Here is a 16,943-nt window from a genome sequence, read left to right as displayed (position 1 = left end):
CTCAACCGAAGACCAGCGGCAGTTTCACCAGCGCAAGTGAAGCCGCCGGCCACTCGACCACTGGATCGAACCCGGGAGCAACCTCGAAATCGGGGATGCGGCGTAGCCACTCGGTGAGGACCAGCCTGAGCTCGAGGCGGGCCAGGTGGGAGCCCAGGCACCGATGGGGCCCACCACCGAATCCCCAGTGCCGGTGCAACTTACCGTCCATCACCAGGTCGTCGCCCGAGATGGCGTCGCTGCCGTCCCGGTTGATCGCCGCAAGCGGCAGCCGGATCTTCGCGCCGGCGGGCAGCGTCACGCCGGCCACCGTGACCGGCCGGGTCGTCACGCGCGGGATCATCGGTGCCGGTGACTCCAGTCGCAGCAACTCCTCGACGAACACCGGGATCTGGCCGGGATCGGCGCACAGCTGGCGCCGCACATCGGGCCTGCGGGCCAGCATCAGCAGCGCCGAACCGATGGCCGAGGTCACCGTGTCCAGTCCAGCCAGGATGAAAACGTAGCCCAACCCGAGAGCCTCACCGTCGTCGAGCGGATCGGACCCGGTCAGTACCCCCGACAGAATGTCGTCGCCGGGATTGCCGCGATGTTCGGCGATCGCGTCGGTCAGGTAGGTGGCCAACTCCAGCGCCGGCGTGAGGTCGGCATCCTCGAGAGAGTCCAACATCCCGATGTCGATGATCGCGTCCTTCCACGCCACCAACCGGTCACGGTCCTCCAGCGGCAGGCCGAACAGCGTGAGGAAAACCTGCGAGGGATACGGAACCGCGAGCTCCTGCACCACTTCGCAGCCATCGTTGGCGGCGATATCGTCGATGACGTCGATCGCCTGCTGCTGCAACGACGGCAGCATCCCACCGAGGGTCTGCATGCTGAAGAACGGATGCAGGATGCGCCGAAATCGGGTGTGCTCGGGCGGATCGAAGGCGATCGGGACCATCGGCAGCGGACTGCCCAGCCCGTCGAAGGCCGCCTTCGACGAGTAGACCTCGGTGTTGCGTAATGCTTCCAGCACATCGTCACGGCGGGTGAGCGTGTAGTAGCCCTCACCCACGATCACCGGACCGGCGTCGCGCAGCGCCGCCCAGCCAACCCCCCGGTCGGCGGCCATCGGCAGGTCGGCGAAGTCCAATCGGGGAATCGTGTCGAGGTCCTGCTCGGTGGTCATCGGCCCTCCTCGCTCGTCTTTGTAGTACGTCCGCGACCCGAAAGTCAATGACTCAAGTCAGTGAACACGGCGCGGCCGATATGGAAAGATTGCAGCATGGCGATCGCGCTGTTTCGGGAGATGTTCGAGCGCATGGTGATTCAGAAGGACGCTGCTCTGATCGAGCACTACTACCACCCCGAATTCGTGATGTACTCCGATGGCCTGCGCCAGGACTTCGCCGAGTTCGCGGCCGGCCATCGGGGTATCTACGAGACGGAAATCAGCTACGCGATCTCCTACGACGACGAGGCCTGGGTGGAGACCGCCGATCGGGTGGCGGGCCGGATCTGGATCACCACCCAGCGGCCGGGAGAAGATCCGACGCGCATCGAGATCGTGGTGATCGCCGCATACCGCGACGGACTCATCCACCGGATCTGGGAGACCACTTGGCCCAGTTGGCGCTCGGTGGAGGCGTTCGAGAATTACTAGCGATTTCGGCGCGTTTTCGTTCGCCTAGCGGCGGTTTGCGCGCCGAAATCGCACAATGAACGCATGGACCAGGCGACATACGACAAGGGACGACAGATCCGCGCTGCGGTGCTCGGCGAGGAGTACGTGGCCAACGCCGAACGGCAGGCCGACAGCTTCAGCAAGCCGTTGCAGGATCTGCTCACCGAGTACTGCTGGGGTGCGGTGTGGGGCCGCGACGAACTGCCGCTCAAGACCCGCAGCATGCTCAACCTGGCGATGATCTCGGTGCTCAACCGCCCCCACGAGCTGAAGACCCACGTGCGGGGGGCGCTGACCAACGGCGTCACCCGCGAGGAGATCCGCGAGGTGCTGTTGCAGGTGGCGATCTACGCCGGCGCGCCCGCCGCGGTGGACGCCTTCCGGGTCGCGCGAGAGGCCTTCGCCGAACTCGACGCCCAGTGAGCCGCCCCGACATCGGGTTCATCGGTTTGGGCAATATCGGCTTCCGCATGGCCGCCCGGCTGATCGAGACGGGTCGGCCGCTGGTCGTCTTCGACACCCGCCCGGAGGTTGTGGCCGCCGCCGTCGAACTGGGTGCGCAGGCCGCCTCGTCGCCGCGCGAGGTCGCCGACCGCACCGAGACCGTGCTGGCGAGCCTGCCGTCGGTGCAGGCTTCCCGCGACGTCGCCACCGGTCCCGACGGGGTGATCGAGGGCCGACGCATCAAACGCTTCGTCGACCTGTCCACGGTTGGCAGCACGGCCGCACAACAGATCCAGGCGGCGCTCGCCGAACGCGGGATCGCGATGCTCGACAGCCCGGTCAGCGGCGGTGTCGGCGGCGCGGCGAAAGGAACTCTGGCGCTGATGGTTTCAGGCCCACGGGCCGAGTACGACCTCGTCGAGCCCGTGCTGGCCCAGCTCGGCACTCCGATCTTCGTCGACACCAAATCCGGTGCCGGCCAAACGATGAAGCTGGTGAACAACCTGCTGGCCGCCACGGCACTGGCCGCCACCTGCGAGGTGGTGGTGATGGGTGTCAAGGCCGGCTTGGACCCATCGGTGATGATCGACGTGATCAATGCCGGTTCAGGGGCCACCAACGCCAGCCGGGACAAGTTTCCCACGTCGATTCTGCCGCGCAGTTTCGACTACGGGTTTGCCACCGGCCTGATGGTCAAGGATGTCCGGCTTTATCTCGACGAAGCCGAGGCGCTAGGCCTGTCGACGGAAGTCGCCGCGGCAGTGGCGCGTATCTGGGAGACGGTCATGCGCGACGAAGGCCCGGACTCGGATTTCACTTCGGCGATCAAACCCATCGAACTGGCCGCCGGGGTCATCGTGGACGGGCGGCCGCACAACCACCCTGGCTGAGTTCGAATCACGTTTAGGGTAAACCTGGTTGAGCGCATGCGGGCTCCCTAGTCTGCGACAGTGAGTTCAACCCGGCGACAGCCGGCAGCCGTTGCGCTGCGGGGCGTCGGTCGAACATTCGGAACCCACACGGTCCTGAACGACATCACCATCGACGTCGCACCGGGTGAGATGATCGCGCTCCTCGGGGCGTCCGGTAGCGGCAAGTCGACGTTGTTGCGGTTGGTGGCCGGCCTGGACCAGCCGACCCGGGGAACGATAGAAATCGGCGGAAAACCGTTGCGCGGACTTGATTCCCGTTGCGCGGTTGTCTTCCAGGAACCGCGGCTACTGCCCTGGCGCACTTTGGCAGGAAACGTCGCGTACGGTCTACCGCAGGGCACTCCCCGCGCCGACGGCCGGGCCTCCGTACAGCATTGGCTGGAAGTTGTAGGGCTGCAAGGGTTTGAAGATCACCGGCCCCGCCAGGTCTCCGGCGGAATGGCGCAACGCGCCGGACTGGCGCGGGCACTGGCTCGCAGGCCCGGCGTCCTCCTGCTCGACGAACCGTTGGCGGCGCTGGATGCCCTGACCCGCATCCAGATGCAGGAGCTGCTGGGCCGGGTGCGGCACGAGGCCGGTGCAACAGCCCTGTTGGTCACCCATGACGTGGAGGAAGCCCTGGTGCTGGCAGACCGGGTGCTGGTGCTGCGATCCGACGGCAGTGCCGGCGCAGGCATTGCGGTGTCTGTCGACGTCACCCTGCCCAAACCGCGGGATCGTACCGACCCCGCCCTGACCGCATTGCGTCACCGACTACTCGAAGAGCTCGGCGTTCCGGGCGGTGGCATCTCGACCCATTCCCTTTATCAGCAGGAGGCTTTGACATGAACAGGCGCTGGCTCACGACGGTCGTATTGAGTTGCGTGATGGCAATCGCGTCGGCGTGCAGCCACTCGAACAGCGGCCCGACGGCGTCGAAGGAGGTCCACCTCGACTACGCCTATTACAACCCACTGAGTCTGGTGGTTCGTGACCAGCAGCTGCTGGAGAAGAAGGGCTACCAGGTCAACTGGGTGTTGTCGGCAGGCAGCAACAAGGCCAACGAAGGGCTGCGGTCCAACGCACTCGACCTGGGCTCCACGGCGGGCGCGGCTGCGCTGGTGGCACGAGCCAACGGCACGCCGATCAAGATTGTCGACATCTACAGCAAGCCGGAGTGGACCGCACTGGTCGTCGCCAAGAATTCCCCGATCACGTCGGTCGCCGACCTCAAAGGCAAGAAGATCGCCGTGACCAAGGGCACCGACCCCTATTTCTTCCTCCTCCAATCACTGGCCACTGCAGGCCTGTCCCCCACCGACGTGGAGATCGTCAACCTTCAGCACGCGGACGGCAAGACCGCGCTCGAGCGCGGCGATGTCGACGCCTGGTCGGGCTTGGATCCCTTCCTCGCCCAGACGGTGCTGGAGCAGGGATCGCGGATTCTCTACCGCAACGCCGAATTCAACAGCTTCGGTGTGCTCAACGCCCGCGAGGACGTCATCGCCAACAAGCCCGAAACCGTCCAGGCCGTCGTCGACGCCTACGACCAGGCACGGGTGTGGGCCAAGAGCCACCCCGACGATCTGGCCGCACTGCTGGCCCGCGAGGCGAAGGTTTCTCCGGAGGTGGCCAAGGATGAATTGGCACGCACCGACCTCCAGGTCGACCCTGTCCCCGGTGCTGCTCAGATTGCCGTCTTGACCAAGATCTTGCCGCTCGCGGTCAGCGACAACGACATCAAGTCGCAGCAGGACGGTCAGAAGGCGCTCGACACCATCATCGAGCCGAAGTTCGCCCAGCAACGGGCCCATTAGTGGCGCGCGCCGCCGCGCTGCGGCGCACGCCGGTCGTGCTGCTCGGGATCATCGTCCCCCTGGCACTTGTCGGAGCATGGCAACTCGTCGTGGACGCGCAGGTGTTCTCCAGCAGCCAGTTGCCTGCTCCCGTTGACGTTGCGAAATCCTCAGTGGCGCTGATCGGTAACGGCCAACTCTGGGTGCACTTCCAAGCCAGTCTGTGGCGCGTCTTTCTCGGCTACGTGTCCGGAGCGGCAGCCGGATTGGCGCTCGGCTCCCTGGTCGGATTGTCGGTCACGGCGCGCCGGCTTCTCGGCCCGACGGTCGGGGCGATTCGTACCGTGCCTTCATTGGCCTGGGTTCCGTTGCTGCTCTTGTGGTTTGGCATCGGCGAGGAACCCAAGGTGCTACTGGTCGCGATCGGAGCATTCTTTCCGGTCTATACCACCACCGCGTCCGCACTCGCACACGTCGATCCCCACCTGCTCGAGGTCGGCCGCGCGTACGGGCGGCGCGGGGTAGCACTTCTGTCGACTGTCTCGCTGCCCGCCGCCGCACCGGAGCTGATCAACGGTCTGCGGTTGGGCCTGGCCAATGCGTGGCTGTTCCTGGTCGCGGCCGAATTGATCGCATCGTCGAAAGGGTTGGGGTTTCTGCTGATCGACAGCCAGAACACCGGCCGCACCGACGTGATGATTCTGGCGATTCTGCTTCTGGCCGTGCTGGGAAAGCTCACCGACTCGGCGATAGGCCTCGTGGAGGCCCGGGTGGTTAAAGCGCGCGCCACCAACTGATCGGACGCACCGCGGACGAATCGCTCTGCCAGGCCGGACGCCACAGACCCTCGGTGGCCTTCTCGGCATGGCTTTCCAACATGTGCCGGACGCGACGACTCAACCAGTTGCGCGATGCCGTCATCACGATCTCCTACTGTTGTGCCGCGAACCAAGACACTGAGTATGGGCAACGCTCCCGGCAGGACGGGTTTGCCCAGATTGACGTCACCTAAACGTCAGCCGAAGAATTGGCGCCGCTAACCACCGAAAAGCAGGTACAGGCCGGTGAAAGTGTAGGTCACCATCGTCAACATCATCATTAGCTGCCCGGTGATCTGATGACCCTTCGGCAGCAGCCGAATCGCACTGTCGTGGGCGGCGACCACACCGGCGATGTGCCCGGCCACCACGAAACACACCTTGAGGGTGGCCAACACCGAAGGGTGCGCGGACAACACGTAGCTCACCTCGACGCCGGGAATGCCCAGCAGTGCAACCACCGTCTGCTGCCCGCGCTCGACCAGATACGAAAGATAGTGCGCGAACACGTATCCGACGACGATCGGGATCAGTGAATGGGCCATCAGCCCGGGCAGCTCGCGACGACGGGCGCGGTCCACCCCGCCGACGGCCTGTGCGGCACCCCAGAAGGTGGCCGCCACCACGGAAACGAACACCACCAACCCGACGCTGCGGGTGACGGCCGGATTGATCGCAAGACCATCGGCGAAATTCCGCCAGTCCGGACTGGCGGAGAAGCTGTCGAACGCCGTGGATCCCAGCAGAACCGCCAGCACCGCAACCGTTCCCGGCCGCACCGGCAGTGTCAGCAGATGGTTGAACGGGTTGACCACCGTGAGCCGCCCGCTGTCATGGTTGCGGCCGAACACCGCGAGCCGCGATGCCACGACGCTGTAGACCTCGAACGGATCAGCCCGAGCGAGCCAGCGCTGCCCGCACAGCAGCGCACCGCCGAGCGTGATGACGACGTAGCAGGCCAGCCAGATCTTGATGGCGCGCAACGAGCCAGGGTCCGGGCTGGCCAGTTCCAGCCACACGAACGCCAGCAGACCCGCCGCGCCCGGCCAGTATCCCCACGTGTCCGGGTAGCGGCGCGGCGCACTCACCGGGAGCAGGCGGCGGATGGTGCGCAGCGGTGAGATCAGCCGCCACACCGGGCCGATCAGCACGGAGGCGGCCGGCACTCCGACCCACAGCAGCACGTAGAACGCGCCCGGCAGCGCATTGCCCGCATTCTGCGGCCCGAAGACACCGACGACGACCACCCACACCGCCAGCAGTAGGCCAAGGCCGCGCACCGTCCACCGGGTGATCGGTGAATCGGCCGCGGCGGTAATCCACTGTGGCAGCGGGCGCCCCGGGCGGTCGGGATCGAAACGGGGTTTGCGCCAGGCGAATACCACCACAGCGAAGGTGAGCGTCAGTGCCCAGGCCGCGCCGATGAGTGCGTACGCGTACGGGATCGGCAGATCGGTCGAGCCGCCGAGGCCATGCGCCAGGACCGCGACGCTCGGTTGTGTCACGGCTGGACTTGGATGGTGGCCACCGTCCGATCGAGGTGGTGCAGTTCGACCGCGACGCTGCCCGGAACGTCGACGGTGAACGAGAATTCCTGCTCGGGTTTGGCCGCGACCTCGAACTCGTGGTCGGGCGTGGAGTGCACGTGCAGTTCGTCGTCGGCATCGCTGTTGACCCGCAACGTGATCGGCTGGCCCACCTTTGCGGTCACCGTCGCGTTGGTGGGGGTTACCGTGCCATGGGCGACGGTGATCTCGACGACCGGACCGGCCGCCTGCGGCACGGGCGGTTTGGTCGAGCCACACGCCACCGCGGCCGCCATCATGGCCGTGACCGCAATAAGGTTGGACACCTTCACTTTTCGTCCCTTTCCGAATCGGCGTCGACATCGCCGCGGCGACGGTCACGGATTGCGATGAACAACACCACGCCGACGACGATGACGGCAGGCGTCAGGGCGGGCAGCGCCAGCACCAGCATGTGGTGGGCGCCGTAGGTGATGATCACACCTGCGGTCCCACCGGTTCACCGAGGCGTGCGGGCTCCTCCTCGGTGCGGTTGATCCGGCCGCCGCCCCACGTCAGCGCGGCGATCAGGATGAGCGTGCAGATCAGCACCACCACTCCTGCGGCGGCAAACAGCCACGTCGGGTGATTCAGATTGCGTTCGCGCTGCAGGATCGTGATCTCCGGGACGAACGGGCGGGTGCTAGTCAGTTCGGCGGGCACCGCCTGTGCGTTGATGCCCGGGTCAGCCGGCAGGTAGATCGGCACACCGGCCATCGTCGTGCCGTCCTGCACCCGCAACAGCGTCTTCCATTGCCCCCAGATCGGAACCGGCTGGGTGGACCGGTAGTGGCCCGGCCCGACCCGTTCGAGCCGATCGATCACCAGCCCACGATCATTGGCCAGGCCGCCCTGCCAGGACAGGATCGACACCCAATTCGGGTTGTCGCTGACCAGGTCCGGCGGATTGATCCGTACGTCCGCGTTCACCATCCGTTGCCCGGGCGGGCTGGGTAGATCGGTCAACGTGATTGTGGCCGTGTCGGATTGGGGCACCTCGGTGCGCAGTCCGTTGGTGACGGCACCGCCGATGGCCAGCACGGTCAGGACGACGACGGTGATCCCGATCGCGGGCCGCGGCAGGCGCTGGCCGGTGAGGATCATCGCCAGCAGCGCACCGCACAGGCCCATCAGGACCGCGACGGGAACCGCCATCGCCAGCGCCTCGCCCCACATGCTCGTCGGCCACGGATAGTGGTACACCGCGCCGACCCACAGCGACTCCAGCCACAGGCCGACGGTGCCGACACCCAGACCGGCGACGGCGCCAAAGACGATGGGCCGCTTGGCCAACGGGGTGAGCGCGAGGATTTCGACGACCAGCGCAGGCCCGAGGTACAGCGGGAACCAGCTGGTGGGCGCACCCAGGATCGGACCGACGACCAGCGCGACGCCGCCGCGCAGCGCGATCGCCAGAACCGCGGCGATAATCGCCGCGCCGCGACCGAGGGTCAACCGTGCCGCAACCAGTGCCAGCGCGGCGGCGGCGGCGATCATCATCGGCTGCAGCACCAACCGGAACTGTTCGACGCCGAAGTCGTATTCGATCTGGAAGACCGACAGCCCGACCACCAGGCCGCCGAACGACAGGTACTGGAGGAACGTCACGAACCGGCTGTCGGGCGGCCCGTCGGGCCCGACCGCCCGGCGACCCTCGTACTCCAGATACAGCACGGCGATCAGGGACAGGCCCGCACCGCCGATCAGCATCAGGTGCGTCGGTCCCCACAGGGTGACGTCTTGGCCGAAGATCCGGTGCCACACGTCGTCCAGCGGGAAGCCGATCAGCGCGTAGAGCCCGCAGCCGGCCATCAGCAGTCCCCCGACCGGGGCGTACCAGTGCCGGGTGATCCGCACTGCGGCCGATCCCGGCTTGTCGTAGGGCAGCAGCACGGCTAGCACACCGGCGATGAACAGCAGGAACAACCCGAACAGGATGAAGTAATGCGCCGGGTTGGCCAGCGGTCCGGGGTCGCGGCCCTTGCCGATGTGCAGGCTGACGTCCCAGATGAAGCCGAACAGCGCGCAGATCAGCGTCGCCGAGAACAGCATGATGCTCACCGCCACCCAGGGCGGCCGCTTGAACTTGTTGCCGGCGCGCTCGGCGATGTTGGTGAGCCAGGTGATGCGGCGGTTGCGGTGCTGGTAGCCGATCCAGAGCAGCACGGCGGTCACCACCGCTGCGACGGCCGACAGTCCGATCACCTGATCCAGTGCCGCGCCGCCGCCCTCGGACGCCTCGGCCAGAACCGTCGTGTTGTGCTCACCGATCATCGTTGATCCACCCCGTTGTAGAAGCCTGCGCCGATCACTGACGTACCCTATTCGCCGGGAAAGATACCCGGTACCGGCGGTTCCTACTCCTGGCTTTTGTGCAGGTCAGTCCGCTGCGGCGGCGGCCATGTGGACAAGAGGGAGAAATACGTCGTCGACGATCCCTTCGAGCACGTCGTCGGGAACGGGCTGCAGTCGCACCATCAGCTCGTAGCGGAACAACTCGACCGGCACCCGTGCCACCCGCTCGCTGATCTGGCCCGGCTTGATCTCGCCCCGCGCAACGGCCTGCTCGATGATGTCGTCGAGCACGGTGGTCCGATCACCCTGAACGACGGCGGCGAGTTCGGCGAGGTTGGTATCGGCGTCTCGATAGAACCCACCGAGCCGGGTGAACACCAGGATGGCCATCCGCACCCGAAGTTCGTTCGCCGCCTTCAGCAGCGCGACGACATCCCCGCGCAACGACCCGGTGTTCGGCGTCGGGACAGCATCCGATCTCACGCGGTCCAGCAGGGCCGCCAACACTAAATCCTGTTTGGTGGGCCACCGCCGATACAGCACGGCACGGCTGGTGCCTGCGCGCGTGGCGACCGCATCGATGGTCAGGTCGTCGTATCCGGTCTCGGTCAGCTCCGCCCACGCGGCGTCCAGCAGCGCCTTCTCCAGCACCTCACCGCGACGGCGTTGGGCGGGCGGCGCATCCACCTTAAGAGACATTGCGTTTCCTAAATAGTCGGGCTACGGTCCATAAGAGACGCTTTGTATCTTAACGGAAGGATTCGATCGGCATGCGCATTCTGGTTTCTGGAGCAGGCATGGCGGGTCTGAGCACCGGAATCACCCTCGGTGCGGCTGGCCACGATGTGAGCATCATCGAGCGGGCGAACCATGTGCGAGTCAACGGATCTCCGATCGACATCCGGGGTGACGCACTCGCGGTCGCGGACCAGATGGGAGTGCTCGACGCGATTCGCGCCCACCGCGTCGACATGAGTGAGCGAATCCACTTTGTCGATGCCTCGGGTGAGACGCTCGCCGAGATGCCGGACTCGGAGGTCAACGACTCCCCCGACGACACCGAGATTCCCCGCGAGGATCTCGCCAGGGTTCTGCACGATGCGCTCGACCCGGCGACAAGCCTGACGTCCGGCGAATTCATCGCCGAGCTACACGACGACGGCGACGGCGTGGACGTCCGATTCGCCTCGGGCGAGCGACAGCGTTACGACATCGTCGTCGGCGCGGACGGCATGCACTCGGCTACTCGCGGCCTGGTATTCGGCCCGGAGAGTCAATTCCTGCGCCACCTCGGCTTCTATACGGCGCTGGCCGATCTGCCGAACCACGCCGAGCCCGACCGCCGCAACCCGATGTACAACATCCCGGGGCGGATGGTCGGCATCGCCGCGTATCGCGATAAAGCGTTGGGGGTGTTCATGTTTCGCTCCCCATGGATCGACTACGACTATCACGACCTTGCCGCGCAGAAGCAGATCCTGCTCGACGCGTTCGCGGGCCACGACGAATGGAAGATCCCCGAATTACTCGACGCGGCAGTCGGCGATCCCGAGCTCTACTTCGACTCCGTCAGCCAAATCCAGATGCCGACGTGGCACCGGGGCCGCGTTGTGCTGGTCGGGGATTCCGCGTACTGCGCGTCTCCCCTGTCCGGTCGCGGCACCAGTCTGGCCATGACCGGCGCCTGGTTGCTCGCGGAGGCGCTGCGCGACCACCCCGCTGATGTCGCTGCGGCGTTCGATCACTACGAGCGCGAACAGCTCCCGCACGTCACCTACGCGCAGGGCACTGCGGGACCGGGCGGCGACGTGCTGGTGCCCGCCACCCAGCAGGAGATCGACGCCCGCAACAGCCGATTGAGTGCGCTGATTCGTTAAGGCGTCAGCCCCGGCCGGCGACGAGGTCGACGAACAGCTTGTGCACGCGCCGATCGCCGGTCATCTCGGGGTGAAACGCGGTGGCCAGCACGCGGCCCTGCCGGACCGCCACGATGTGCTCGCCGGCGCGCGCCAGGACCTGCACCTGCGGGCCGACCCGCTCCACCCAGGGCGCCCGGATGAAGACCGCGTGCGCGGGTCCGTCGAGGCCCTCGAAGGCGATATCGCCCTCGAAGGAGTCCACCTGACGTCCAAAAGCATTGCGCCGCACCGTCATATCGATACCACCCAGCGGCACCGCCTCACGGCCGGGAACACCGGCGTCGAGGATCTCGGTGGCCAGCAGAATCATCCCCGCGCACGAACCGTAGGCCGGCATGCCATCGGCCAGGCGTTGCCGCAGGGGCTCCAATAGCTCGAATTCGCGCAGCAGATGGCTCATCGTCGTCGATTCGCCACCGGGGATCACCAGGGCATCAACGCTGTCGAGCTCGCTGCGGCGGCGCACCGTGCACACCTCGGCACCGGCCTCGCGCAGGGCAGCCAGGTGCTCGCGGGTGTCGCCCTGCAGTGCCAGCACGCCGACACGCACCGGAGCCGCTGGGCCGGCGACATCGGGCAGAGTCACGGGCCGGTGTATCCGCGCTTGTAGCGCGTCAGCCCCTCCTGCATAACGGCCGCGACCATCTCGCCGTACCGATTGAAGATCTTGCCCTGGGTGAGCGAACGGCCGCCGCACGACGACGGCGAGGACTGGTCGTAGAGCAGCCACTCATCGGCCCGGAACGGCCGCATGAACCACATGGCGTGATCCAGCGAGGCGACATTCAGGTGTTTGCGCTCCTCGGGGTGGCTGACCTGCGCCGAGCCGAGCAGCGTGAGATCGCTCATGTAGGCCAGCGCGCAGATGTGCAGCACGTGATCGTCGGGCAGTGGGTCCGTGTGCTTGAACCACACCTGCTGCTGAGAGGCCTTGCCCGGCAGCCGGGCCACCTGGTCGCGCGGGACGATACGGACGTCCCATTCGGCGAACTGCGAAAAGCCCGCCTCGTCGAACACCCCGCCCTTGGAGATGAACCCGGGCAGATTGTCGGGCGGTGGCGCATCGGGCATCGCGTCCTGGTGCTCGATGCCGCTCTGGTCGCTCTGGAACGACGCCGACATCGAGAAGATGGTCTCGCCGTGCTGAATGGCGTTGACCCGACGGGTGACGAATGACCCACCGTCGCGCAGCCGCTCGACGATGTACACCGCCGGGGCGGTGGCATCGCCGGGACGCAGGAAGTAGCCGTGCAGCGAGTGCACCTGGAACTCGGGATCGACGGTGCGCACCGCGGACACCAGTGACTGCCCGGCGACATGGCCGCCGAAAGTGCGCTGCAGGAAACCGGATTCGGGGCTGAATACCTGCCCACGGTAAATGTTGACCTCGAGCTGCTCCAGATCGAGGATCTGTTCGATCGCCATTTACCAGCCGCGCTGAGCGAGTCGGTGCGGCTCCGCGATCTCCTCCACGTTGATTCCGACCATGGGCTCACCCAGCCCTCGCGACACCCGCGCAAGCACGTCGGGATCGTCGAAGAAGGTGGTGGCCTTGACGATGGCGGCGGCCCGCAGGGCGGGGTCGCCGGACTTGAAGATGCCCGAGCCGACGAAGACGCCTTCGGCACCGAGTTGCATCATCATCGCGGCGTCGGCCGGGGTGGCGATACCGCCTGCGGTGAACATCGTGACCGGCAGCTTGCCGGCCCGGGCCACCTCCGCGACCAGGTCGTAGGGCGCCTGCAACTCCTTGGCCGCGACGTAGAGCTCGTCCTCGGACAGCGACGACAGCCGCCGGATCTCCCCGCCGATGGTTCGCATATGGGTGGTCGCGTTGGAGACGTCGCCGGTGCCGGCCTCACCCTTGGAGCGGATCATCGCCGCGCCCTCGGTGATGCGGCGCAGGGCCTCACCCAGGTTGGTCGCCCCGCAGACGAATGGCACCGTGAAGCGCCACTTGTCGATGTGGTGGGTGTAGTCGGCGGGGGTCAGCACCTCGGACTCGTCGACGTAGTCCACGCCGAGGCTCTGCAGGATCTGCGCCTCGACGAAGTGTCCGATGCGAGCCTTGGCCATCACCGGGATCGTGACCGCGGCGATGATGCCCTCGATCAGATCGGGGTCGCTCATCCGGGCCACGCCGCCCTGCGCGCGGATGTCAGCCGGGACGCGTTCCAGCGCCATGACGGCCACTGCTCCGGCGCCCTCGGCGATGCGCGCCTGCTCGGGGGTGACGACATCCATGATGACGCCGCCCTTGAGCATCTCCGCCATGCCGCGCTTGACCCGAGCGGTACCGGTCTGCGCGGGGCCACCCGAGCCGTTGGTATCCACTGTCAGTCCCTTCGTTTGATACGGATCCAGTCTAAGGGGCGACCCCAAACTGGATTTCCCGCCACTTGCTGTCAGCGGATCGGGTGTAACTCGGTGACCGACCCGCCCGAGCCTCCGTCGGCCAATCCGTCGGCCAGCAGGTTCGCTTCCTCGAGCAGCTCGCCGAGCTGCAGCGGATATACCGTCTGCCCACCCGCGGCCAGCTGATCGATCGCCGCGGCGTCACACCAGCGGTGGCCGTGAATGTACCGCAGCTCCAGCTGGGTGCGCCCGGCCGCGGTCGGTTCGAACCGGGCCGTGCGATGCACGAAATAGAACTCCTGGCTCGAAACCACGGTGTCGTTGAAGTCGATCAGCGAATCGCGCCGCCACACCGGCCCGACCATCTGAGCCGGCGCCACCCGCAGCCCGGTCTCTTCGGCGATCTCGCGGACCGCGGCGTCGACCAGCCGCTCCCCCGGTAACGCCTGACCGCCGACGGTGAACCACCAGCGCGGCGCCAGCCCGCCGGGCACGGCCGGGTCGGACCCGCAGAACAACAGCACCGCGCCCTGTTCGTCGAGCAGCACCACCCGCGCCGACGTGCGGCGGTCCACCCGCTCCGGGTCGTCGTTTTGGGCCGGGCCTGCGCGTTCGGCGATCTCGAAATAGGTGGGGAGCGCCGCGGTGCCGCCGAGCCGCAGCCAGCGGACCGGGCGGCGTTCCCGCAGGGCCAAGGTGTCGCGCACGGCGTCGTTGTGGAACCGGCGGGCCAGCAGCACCCGAGCCTCGGCGTCGGCCAGCTCGGCGACCAGCGCCACCGGCATCGACGTCGGGTCGACCGTCGCCAGCGCCGCCGACAGCTCGTTTTCGGCCGCTTCGCGCCCGGACCGGGGCGCACGCTCGGCAGCGTCGGCGAGCGCGGCCAGCCGCTTGCCCTCAGGCCGTCCTCGGTAGGTGTCGGCAGCCACCGCACGCGCGACCACCGAGCGCCGACCCAGTGCCCCGTCCAGCGCCTGCCAGGACAGGTCGTAACGGATGTGCAGGCGGTCCAGGCGGTTGGCGGTCTGCAGGGCCAGCAGCGCGCTGACGACCAGCGCGACGATCAGGACGGCCGTCAAGACCGAGTACAGCGGCCACGCCATTAGCCAGCCACCTGCACCTTGACCCCGGCGCCCGCGACCGTCTCGTACACCCGCATGATCTGGTCGGCCACCACCGGCCAGTCATAGCGGCGCACCGCGATATTGGCCGCCGTCACGTAGCGCTTGCGCAGCGCCTCGTTGTCCAGCACCTCGATCAGTCCCTGGGCCAGCGCCTCGGAGTCGTCGACGGTAACCAGCCGGCCCGCCTTGCCGTCGAGCAGCACCCGCCGGAAGGCGTCGATGTCGCTGGCCACCACCGGGGTGCCCGCAGCCATCGCCTCAACCAGCACGATGCCGAAGCTTTCACCGCCGGTGTGCGGAGCGCAATAAACGTCCGCGCTGCGCAGCGCGGACGCCTTCTCGGCATCGTCGACCTGCCCGAGGAAGCGCAGGTGATGGGCCAGCTCGCCGCATTCCCCCCGCAGCTCCTCCTCGTCGCCGCGCCCGACGATCAGGATCTCGACGTCAGCGAACCGGTCCACCAGCGTGGGCAGCGCACCGACCAACACCGCCATGCCTTTGCGCGGCTCGTCGAAGCGCCCAAGGAACAGCACCGTCTTGCCCTGCCGCGGATAGCCGTCCAGCAGCGGCGCCGACTTCAGGGCCGCCACGTCGACGCCGTTGGGAATCTCGACGGCGTCGGAGCCCAGCGCTTCCATCTGCCAGCGCCGGGCCAAGTCGGACACCGCGATCCGGCCGACGATCTTTTCGTGATACGGCCGCAAGATGCCCTGAAATACGCTCAGCGTCAACGACTTTGTGGTCGAGGTGTGGAACGTCGCGACGATCGGTCCCTCGGCGGCCTGCAGCGCCAGCATCGACAGACTCGGCGCGTTGGGTTCGTGCAGATGCAGCACGTCGAATTCGCCCTGCGCGAGCCACTTTTTGACCTGTCGGTGGGTGGCCGGGCCGAACCGCAGCCGCGCCACCGAGCCGTTGTAGGGAATCGGTACCGCCTTGCCACCGGAGACGACGTATTCGGGCAGCTCGACGTGCGGCGACGACGGCGCCAGCACGCTGACCTCGTGGCCGCGGGCGCGCATCACCTCGGCAAGCTGCAGGATGTGCGACTGCACCCCGCCGGGAACGTCGAACGAGTACGGGCAGACCATGCCGATCCGCATCAGCTCGTCCCGTCCCCCAGGCGGGCCCGTCGCTCATCGGACAAATCAGCCAGCCACTGCGGCTGCAGCATGTGCCAATCCTCGGGGTGCTCGGCGATATTGGCGCCGAACCGGTCGGCCAGCGCCTGCGTGATGACGCCGACGTCGCCGCTGGAGCAGTCCAACTCCGGGTAGAGGTCGACGACCCACCCGTCGTCGGTGAACCAGGAGTGCACCGGGATCAGCGCCGCACCGGTGTCCAAGGCGAGCTTGGCCGCGCCGGCGGGCATCCGGGTGGCCTCCCCGAACAGGTCGACGGGGACGCCTGAGCGGCTCAGGTCCCGTTCAGCCATCAGGCACACCACACGGTTGGCCTGGAGCCGCTCGACCAGAACCTCGTAGGCGGGCCGCTCCCCGCCGGTCAGCGGCAGCACCTCGAAGCCGAGGCTCTCGCGATAGTCGAGGAACCGCCGGTAGAGCGACTCGGGCTTGAGCCGCTCGGCCACCGTGGTGAACGTGCCGTTCAGCTGGACCAGCCAGACACCGGCCATATCCCAGTTCCCGCTGTGCGGCAGCGCGAGGATCGCGCCGCGGCCTGCGGCCAGCGGCCCCTCCATGTGTTCCTTGCCGAACGCATACTTGTCGAGCTCGGGACCCAACGTCTTGTGGTCCATCGTTGGCAACCGGAATGCCTCCCGCCAATATCGGGCGTACGAGGCCAGCGAAGCACGAACCAGCGCATCCGGCACCTCGGCGGGTGTCGTGCCGATCACCCTGGCCAGGTTCTTGCGCAGCTGCCCGGGCCCGCCGCCCTGCGCCGCGTACCAGGCGCCGGCGTCGAAAGCGTTGCGCGCCACGAACTCCGGCAATGCCCGCACCACCCGCCAGCCGGCGGCGTAGCCGATGTCGCTGATGTCCTCGCCGCGTGGCAGCCAGCTGCGGCCTGCCGTCCACAGCTGCCCCGGGGT

The 16,943-nt window shown here is 67.2% G+C and carries 19 protein-coding genes; 7 read left to right on the top strand and 12 right to left on the bottom strand.

Going from position 1 to position 16,943, the window contains the following annotated elements:
- Position 1: 1 nt before the first annotated feature.
- Positions 2-1,171, bottom strand: coding sequence for a cytochrome P450 (locus SLQ31_RS12220; protein WP_319432592.1), 1,170 nt, complete (start codon positions 1,169-1,171; stop codon positions 2-4).
- Between the two features lie 96 nt (positions 1,172-1,267).
- On the opposite strand from SLQ31_RS12220, the gene SLQ31_RS12215 reads away from it, so the two are divergent.
- The 6 genes from SLQ31_RS12215 to SLQ31_RS12190 all read left to right on the top strand — a co-directional run bounded on the left by SLQ31_RS12215 (position 1,268) and on the right by SLQ31_RS12190 (position 5,614).
- Positions 1,268-1,645: a nuclear transport factor 2 family protein gene (locus tag SLQ31_RS12215; protein WP_319432590.1), complete on the top strand. Its 378-nt coding sequence runs from the start codon at positions 1,268-1,270 to the stop codon at positions 1,643-1,645.
- Positions 1,646-1,708: 63 nt separating this feature from the next.
- Positions 1,709-2,089 (top strand): carboxymuconolactone decarboxylase family protein, encoded by a 381-nt coding sequence (locus tag SLQ31_RS12210; protein WP_319432588.1) that lies wholly within the window; start codon positions 1,709-1,711, stop codon positions 2,087-2,089.
- Positions 2,086-3,000 (top strand): NAD(P)-dependent oxidoreductase, encoded by a 915-nt coding sequence (locus tag SLQ31_RS12205; RefSeq protein WP_319432586.1) that lies wholly within the window; start codon positions 2,086-2,088, stop codon positions 2,998-3,000. Before SLQ31_RS12210 ends, SLQ31_RS12205 begins: the two co-directional genes overlap by 4 nt.
- 60 nt (positions 3,001-3,060) lie before the next feature.
- Entirely contained in the window at positions 3,061-3,870 is an 810-nt protein-coding gene (locus tag SLQ31_RS12200; protein ID WP_319432584.1) for an ABC transporter ATP-binding protein, read from the top strand.
- The gene (locus SLQ31_RS12195; RefSeq protein WP_413641816.1) at positions 3,867-4,838 is read left to right on the top strand and encodes an aliphatic sulfonate ABC transporter substrate-binding protein; all 972 of its coding nucleotides are present in this window, start codon (positions 3,867-3,869) and stop codon (positions 4,836-4,838) included. Before SLQ31_RS12200 ends, SLQ31_RS12195 begins: the two co-directional genes overlap by 4 nt.
- Positions 4,839-4,897: 59 nt before the next feature.
- Complete coding sequence (locus SLQ31_RS12190; RefSeq protein WP_413641972.1) at positions 4,898-5,614, top strand: ABC transporter permease; 717 nt, start codon at positions 4,898-4,900, stop codon at positions 5,612-5,614.
- 239 nt (positions 5,615-5,853) lie between these two features.
- Here the strand turns inward: SLQ31_RS12190 and SLQ31_RS12185 are convergent, their stop codons facing one another.
- The 5 genes from SLQ31_RS12185 to SLQ31_RS12165 all read right to left on the bottom strand — a co-directional run bounded on the left by SLQ31_RS12185 (position 5,854) and on the right by SLQ31_RS12165 (position 10,194).
- Positions 5,854-7,140 (bottom strand): hypothetical protein, encoded by a 1,287-nt coding sequence (locus SLQ31_RS12185; RefSeq protein WP_319432580.1) that lies wholly within the window; start codon positions 7,138-7,140, stop codon positions 5,854-5,856.
- Positions 7,137-7,457 (bottom strand): hypothetical protein, encoded by a 321-nt coding sequence (locus tag SLQ31_RS12180; protein ID WP_319433075.1) that lies wholly within the window; start codon positions 7,455-7,457, stop codon positions 7,137-7,139. The genes SLQ31_RS12185 and SLQ31_RS12180 overlap by 4 nt, the downstream gene beginning before the upstream one ends.
- A gap of 32 nt (positions 7,458-7,489) precedes the next feature.
- Positions 7,490-7,642 (bottom strand): hypothetical protein, encoded by a 153-nt coding sequence (locus SLQ31_RS12175; protein WP_319432579.1) that lies wholly within the window; start codon positions 7,640-7,642, stop codon positions 7,490-7,492.
- Positions 7,639-9,474, bottom strand: coding sequence for a hypothetical protein (locus tag SLQ31_RS12170; RefSeq protein WP_319432577.1), 1,836 nt, complete (start codon positions 9,472-9,474; stop codon positions 7,639-7,641). The genes SLQ31_RS12175 and SLQ31_RS12170 overlap by 4 nt, the downstream gene beginning before the upstream one ends.
- A gap of 105 nt (positions 9,475-9,579) precedes the next feature.
- Positions 9,580-10,194 carry a TetR/AcrR family transcriptional regulator gene (locus tag SLQ31_RS12165; protein ID WP_319432575.1) on the bottom strand — a complete coding sequence of 205 codons (615 nt, stop codon included), beginning with the start codon at positions 10,192-10,194 and terminating at the stop codon, positions 9,580-9,582.
- A gap of 71 nt (positions 10,195-10,265) precedes the next feature.
- On the opposite strand from SLQ31_RS12165, the gene SLQ31_RS12160 reads away from it, so the two are divergent.
- Positions 10,266-11,372 (top strand): FAD-dependent monooxygenase, encoded by a 1,107-nt coding sequence (locus tag SLQ31_RS12160; RefSeq protein WP_319432573.1) that lies wholly within the window; start codon positions 10,266-10,268, stop codon positions 11,370-11,372.
- A 4-nt stretch (positions 11,373-11,376) separates the two neighbouring features.
- Here the strand turns inward: SLQ31_RS12160 and pdxT are convergent, their stop codons facing one another.
- From pdxT to SLQ31_RS12130, 6 genes are all read right to left on the bottom strand, one after another.
- Positions 11,377-11,964: a pyridoxal 5'-phosphate synthase glutaminase subunit PdxT gene (pdxT, locus tag SLQ31_RS12155; RefSeq protein ID WP_319433073.1), complete on the bottom strand. Its 588-nt coding sequence runs from the start codon at positions 11,962-11,964 to the stop codon at positions 11,377-11,379.
- Positions 11,965-11,996: 32 nt separating this feature from the next.
- A complete protein-coding gene (gene tesB, locus SLQ31_RS12150) occupies positions 11,997-12,839 on the bottom strand; it encodes an acyl-CoA thioesterase II (protein WP_319432571.1) in 843 nt (280 codons plus the stop codon).
- Positions 12,840-13,748 carry a pyridoxal 5'-phosphate synthase lyase subunit PdxS gene (gene pdxS / locus SLQ31_RS12145; RefSeq protein ID WP_319432569.1) on the bottom strand — a complete coding sequence of 303 codons (909 nt, stop codon included), beginning with the start codon at positions 13,746-13,748 and terminating at the stop codon, positions 12,840-12,842.
- 71 nt (positions 13,749-13,819) lie between these two features.
- Positions 13,820-14,872: an NUDIX hydrolase gene (locus SLQ31_RS12140; protein ID WP_319432567.1), complete on the bottom strand. Its 1,053-nt coding sequence runs from the start codon at positions 14,870-14,872 to the stop codon at positions 13,820-13,822.
- Positions 14,872-15,996, bottom strand: a complete 1,125-nt coding sequence (locus tag SLQ31_RS12135; protein WP_319432565.1) for a glycosyltransferase family 4 protein — start codon at positions 15,994-15,996, stop codon at positions 14,872-14,874. Before SLQ31_RS12135 ends, SLQ31_RS12140 begins: the two co-directional genes overlap by 1 nt.
- Positions 15,996-16,907: a phosphatidylinositol mannoside acyltransferase gene (locus SLQ31_RS12130; protein ID WP_413641970.1), complete on the bottom strand. Its 912-nt coding sequence runs from the start codon at positions 16,905-16,907 to the stop codon at positions 15,996-15,998. The genes SLQ31_RS12135 and SLQ31_RS12130 overlap by 1 nt, the downstream gene beginning before the upstream one ends.
- Between the last annotated feature and the right edge of the window lie 36 nt (positions 16,908-16,943).

Origin of the sequence: Mycobacterium sp. RTGN5 (genome assembly GCF_033804465.1) — a bacterium.
Lineage (GTDB): Bacteria > Actinomycetota > Actinomycetes > Mycobacteriales > Mycobacteriaceae > Mycobacterium.
Note: the sequence above shows the minus strand (reverse complement) of the source record. Positions and strands in the feature narration are given on the sequence as shown.